3 protein-coding genes and 1 rRNA gene are annotated in these 5,183 nt (G+C 53.6%); all 4 read left to right on the top strand.

The genetic code is table 11. The features are described 5' to 3' along the window. Positions 1 to 244 (top strand): transposase (locus tag BISA_RS08365; RefSeq protein ID WP_162178589.1); only part of this gene is annotated, 244 nt, incomplete at its 5' end. A gap of 59 nt (positions 245 to 303) precedes the next feature. Beyond that, positions 304 to 1,224: an ATP-binding protein gene (locus tag BISA_RS08360; RefSeq protein WP_156099594.1), complete on the top strand. Its 921-nt coding sequence runs from the start codon at positions 304 to 306 to the stop codon at positions 1,222 to 1,224. 212 nt (positions 1,225 to 1,436) lie between these two features. Continuing rightward, on the top strand, positions 1,437 to 4,340 hold the full coding sequence (locus tag BISA_RS08355; RefSeq protein ID WP_033891395.1) for a glycoside hydrolase family 3 N-terminal domain-containing protein: 2,904 nt from the start codon (positions 1,437 to 1,439) through the stop codon (positions 4,338 to 4,340). Between the two features lie 679 nt (positions 4,341 to 5,019). Further along, positions 5,020 to 5,183, top strand: a 16S ribosomal RNA gene (locus tag BISA_RS08350); the annotation flags it as partial.

Here is a 5,183-nt window from a genome sequence, read left to right as displayed (position 1 = left end):
GTCTGTGCTCGTGGAGACGCGCTCCCGGTCGAACCATGAAGAGTTCGCCCGCCAGATACGCCGCCACTGGCGGGACATCCTCGCCTACTTCGACCACCCCTACACCAACGCGATCCTCGAAGGACTCAACAGCGTCATCCAGAACGTCAAGACCCGAGCCCGCGGATTCAAGAACATGGGCTACTTCAGCACCATGATCTACCTGACCTGCGGCAAACTCGACCTCAGCACCGTCACCACCTGACAGACCCACCCACACCAAACAGCGAAAGGCCTCGTTTTGCGCCACACCTCAACTACACCGTGGTGCATATCGTGATGTTCGCGTTGATGTGCCTGGTGATTTACGCGTTTATCGGTCGCCGAGTATCCATTGATGAGCACAAGATTCGCGCCCGATATGGATGGGTGGTGGCATGTGTGGCTGCCATGATGCTCATGGTGGTGTTCAGCATGGTATTTGTGCAACGCAAGCCGATGGAAGTGCAGACAGTAGGTTTCCTCTACGATTCGCTATGCATGACACTGATGCTCACGCTGGTGCTGCTCGCTTCCACCAATGATCAACTGCGCAGCGATTTGATTGCAATGCAGCAGGCCGACCGGTTGAAGACACAACATTATGAAATGGCCAAGGAGAACATAGAGCAGATTAATATTCGCTGCCATGACATCCGCAAGCTGGTCGGCTCTCTATATGCTGATGACGGGCGTATGCCCACGCCCGAGATGATTCGTGAAGTCGAAAACAATATTCGCATCTATGATTCCATGTTCCATACCGGCAATGATTCGTTGGACGTGCTACTGACGGAAAAAGGGCTGTACTGCTCCCGGCATGGGATTGTTTTCACCTGCATGGCAGATGGGCGCTCGCTGGACTTTATGGAACGCTCCGATCTCTATTCGCTGTTCGGCAACATTCTGGATAATGCGCTGGAAAGCGCACAACAGATTGAGGATGCCGGCAAACGCGTCGTGAATCTGTCCGTTCAGCGCGATGGAGGTCTTCTGGTGATTCACGAGGAGAACTATTACGACGCTGCGCGAGCTCCAATTTTCAAAAACGGTATGCCAGTGACCACCAAATCCGATAAAGCGAATCATGGACTGGGCACGCGCTCGATTGCATGGCAGACGCGTAAATATCATGGCGAGCTCACGATGAAAGCAGCGGATGGCGTGTTCTCCTTGGGAATTGTGATTCCAATCCCCGCTGAGTAAGTATTCGTATACGGCTTGAGCGTTGCATCGGGCTTTGCTTATGCCATGTATGCCATTCGTGCAATGAGCATGGCTGCTCATGCAATGCTCGCCGTGCACAATTTCCTGTTCTCCTAGTTTGAAAGTGTTCACAGCGCATAGTCTTCCGGCGAAGCAGCCGGTTGGCAATGATTCGCGAAGACGCAAAAAGAACAAAAAGAACAGGAGATCTCATGCTGGATATCAACATGTCCGACGTGATCGCCGTCCTCAAATCGTTGACTCCATATCTTGTGGTGCTCGGCGTTGTACTGGTCGCGGCGATTATCATCACCATTGCGGTGAACAAGAAAACCGTGCGCGATGTAAGCGTGCGCAAGTTGGTTCATTCCGAATCATGGCTGGTCGTACTCGTTGCCGCCACTGTATCGATTGCATTGATGCTTACTGGACCAATGGCCACATTGCTCAACAATGCCACCGCTAAGAAATACAAGCTGAGCGACGAAACCATCGCTGCCGCCAACACTCAGGCGCAGGACCTGTACAGCGAAGCAGTCACTATGCTGCAGAACAACGATAATAACTTGCCGATTAGCGGTACCAAGAAGCTCAACGTGTTCGGTTGGGGCTCCACGCAGCCGATTCTCGGCGGTTCCGGTTCAGGCTCCATGTCGAACGAGCATCCAATGGCCTCAATCTTGAGCGGTCTAAAGCAGGCTGGCTTCGAAACAAACAGCGAACTGACCGACCTGTACACCAAGTACCGTGCCGAACGCCCGACCCTCAACATGTTCCAGCAGGATTGGACTCTGCCTGAGGTTCCTGCCGACCAGTACCCGGACTCCCTGATTTCCGATGCCAAATCCTTCTCCGATGAGGCGGTGGTGGTAATCACCCGCTTCGGTGGCGAGAACGCCGACCTTCCGCGCGATATGAAGGCTGAAGGCGTGGTCTACAACAACAATTCTAAGGATTACGAAGACTTCCAGCAGGGCGAGAGCATTCTGCAGCTGAGCCAGACCGAAAAGAACATGCTCGATTTGGTTTCTAAGAACTTCGACCATGTGACGCTGGTCTATAACGGCTCGAATCCGCTGCAGTTCGACTTCCTGGCCAACTATCCGCAGATCAAGTCTGTGCTGTGGTGCCCACCCGCAGGTCAGACCGGTTTCAATGCCCTCGGTGATATTCTCGCCGGCAAGGTGAATCCGTCCGGCAAGACTTCCGACACCTTCCTGAAGAATGTGCGCAGTACTCCGACCCTGAACAATATCGGCAACTTCCCGTATGACAATGTGGACGATCTTTCCGTTAAGGTGAACTTCGTCGGCAGCGAATACACGTCCAGCCCGACGTTCGTGAACTACGTCGAAGGCATTTACGTGGGCTACAAGTTCTACGAAACCGCAGCCGACGAGGGCCTGATCAACTACGACGATACCGTGGCCTTCCCGTTCGGTTATGGTTTGAGCTACACCGACTTCGAACAGAAGATGGGCGACGTTTCCTATAAGAACGGCAAGGTATCGTTCGACGTGACCGTGACCAACACCGGTGACAAGGCAGGCAAGGATGTGGTCGAGGCTTACTACAACCCGCCATACACCAACGGTGGTATTGAGAAATCCTCGGTAAATCTCGTGGCTTTCGAGAAGACCAAGGAACTCAAGCCCGGTGAATCCGAAACCGTGAAGATCTCCTTCGACGATGACAGCATGGCTTCCTACGACGCCAAGGGCGCGAAGGCATACGTTCTGGAATCCGGCAATTATGATGTCTCCATCCAGTCCGATTCGCACACGGTGATTGATTCCGCCACCGTGAACGTGCCGAAGACTATCACTTACGATTCTGATTCCAACACCCATTCTGGCGATAAAGTGGCTGCCACCAACGAGTTCGACGATGCCGAAGGCGATGTGAATTACCTGTCCCGCGCCGACCACTTCGCCAACTACGAGGAGGCCGTTGCCGCCCCGGCCAGCATGTCCATGAGCGATGAGGCCAAGAAAACGTTCAGCAATAACGACATCTACAAGCCGGGCAAGCATGACAACGCCGACGACAAGATGCCGACTACTGGCGCGAAGAACGGTGTTCGTCTGGCTGATTTGCGTGGTAAGGATTACGACGATCCGCAGTGGGATAAGTTGCTTGACCAGTTGACTTTCGACGACATGGACAACATGATCGCTATGGCTGGCTATGGTACCGCCGCAATCAAGAACATCGGCAAGATCAAGACCACTGATCTTGACGGTCCGGCCGCTCTGATCAACAACTTCACTCACGTCAGCTCTATTGCCTTCCCCTCCGCAGTTGGCATTGCAAACACGTGGAACAAGAAACTCGCCAACGAATTCGGCAAGACTCTGGGCAAGATGGCTCGCGAAATGCATGTGGACGGCTGGTACGCCCCGGGCATGAACATCCATCGCTCCCCGTTCTCCGGCCGTAACTTCGAGTACTTCTCCGAAGACTCCCTGCTCTCCGGTGTGATGGCCGCAGGCGAGATTGCTGGTGCCCGCTCCCAGGGCGTGTACTCCTTCATGAAGCACTTCGCGCTGAACGATCAGGAGACCAACCGTACGGCCATGCTGGTCACCTGGGCTAACGAGCAGTCCATTCGCGAAATCTATCTGAAGCCGTTCGAAATGGCGGTTAAAGATGGTGGTGCACAGGCTGTGATGACCGCATACAACTACATTGGTACGACTTATGCTGGCGCTAACCCTGCACTGCTCAATACAGTGCTGCGCGATGAATGGGGCTTCCGTGGTTTCACTCTGACCGACTATTTCGCTGGTTTCGGTTACCAGAACGCTGATCAGGAAATTCGCAACGGTGGTGATGCGATGCTCGCCACGATGGATGTCACCAACCATGTGACCAGCAAGTCCGCCACCTCCCTGAAGGCCATGCGTACCGCTTCCCACAACATCCTCTACACCGTGGTGAACAGCTGGCAGTACGAGAACGGCGAGCCAAAGACTGAGCTGCCGATTTGGCAGACGGGCATGTGGATTGGCATTGCAGTGGTGGCCGTGCTGTTCGCTGGCCTGGAGATTGTAACTGTTCGTCGATTTGTGGCCCGCCGCAAACCTGCAGTGGAGGTGATTGCCGGCGAACAGTAAATAAATGAAGCAAAGTTAGTGCAGCGGAAAGCTTCCGATGATTGAGTAGCACATCGCCAGCTGAGTCGAAGGTTCCTCCTCCTCGCTTCCGGCCATCTGCTGTGCTGACTAATGACAACAGCCGATCTGTGGTTCATCATCACTGCCCATTGATGACGTGCCGCGGATTCGGCTGTTTTTTGTTGTTGGTGTGGTTGCGTGCGGGTGAATTTGCGAGGAACACGTCGGTATGAAACAAAGTTCAGGCAATTTGTGGTTGTTTTCGGCGCTATATTGATAGTGACGAGGTTGAAAACGGCATTTTCGACACGCCGAGCGAAGCTTGTCTTTTCAAGGGTTTTAGCCTGTTTTGAAATATGTGATTTGCGCGGGTGGGCAGGTTCGTGTAAGTTATTCATTCGCTGCCGCTGAGCGGTTCGGGCTTGTCCCCGTGGGGGATTGAAGGGTCCGGGCTGGTTTGTGTGTGGTGGTGGTTTGAGAACTCAAGAGCGTGTTTGTACTACTTCTTTATAGTCAATGATTGCCAGCTTGCTGCCAGCCTGGCCGGTTTGGTCGGGTGCCTTGCGGGTTGAATGGTGGTGAGGTTTTTTGAGTGTGAGCGTCCTTTCCTTATTAGGACGTTCCTGTCATTTTTTTGTTTTTGAGAGTCATCTATTCGATGTCTTTCCGCATTGTTTTTTTTGTGGAGGGTTCGATTCTGGCTCAGGATGAACGCTGGCGGCGTGCTTAACACATGCAAGTCGAACGGGATCCATCAGCTTGCTGGTGGTGAGAGTGGCGAACGGGTGAGTAATGCGTGACCGACCTGCCCCATGCTCCGGAATAGCTCCTGGAAACGGGTGG

Source organism: Bifidobacterium saguini DSM 23967 (assembly GCF_000741715.1).
Lineage (GTDB): Bacteria > Actinomycetota > Actinomycetes > Actinomycetales > Bifidobacteriaceae > Bifidobacterium > Bifidobacterium saguini.
Note: the sequence above shows the minus strand (reverse complement) of the source record. Positions and strands in the feature narration are given on the sequence as shown.

Coding starts and splice junctions, on each gene's coding strand:
- BISA_RS08355 (WP_033891395.1), top strand. CDS start 1,437: ATGCTGGATATCAACATGTCCGACGTGATCGCCGTCCTCAAATCGTTG.